This is a genomic window from Bacillus pretiosus, from assembly GCF_051294775.1.
Lineage (GTDB): Bacteria > Bacillota > Bacilli > Bacillales > Bacillaceae_G > Bacillus_A > Bacillus_A wiedmannii.
The window spans coordinates 1-283 of sequence record NZ_JBPPHF010000566.1 but is presented as its reverse complement, the minus strand read 5'-3'; the positions used below and the strand labels follow the sequence as shown (position 1 = coordinate 283).

The window sequence follows — 283 nt, the reverse complement described above, 5'->3', positions numbered from 1 at the left end:
GTGTACACCCTACTGAAAAAATACTAGTAGAATCTAGCCCCCCGCTCATTGCAACTGATACTGGAAAATTTGATCTCATGCAATCTTTTACAGATTGGAAGAACACCTCTTTAAAGTGCTCTGCATATTCATTTTTATTCGAGTATTTCACATCTTTTATATCCTTTAAATCCCAATATTTTTTAATTTCTAGGTGACTTCCTCTTATAATTTGTATACTAGCTGCAGGCAACTTCATTAATCCTTGGTACGGTGTTCTTTCTGTTTTTATAAATCCGTGATT

General features: G+C 33.9%; 1 protein-coding gene. It reads right to left on the bottom strand.

Annotated features, from left to right (window positions below; translation table 11 throughout):
- Nucleotides 1–283 (bottom strand): asparagine synthase-related protein (locus ACSG5Z_RS32185; protein ID WP_435712977.1); only part of this gene is annotated, 283 nt, incomplete at both ends.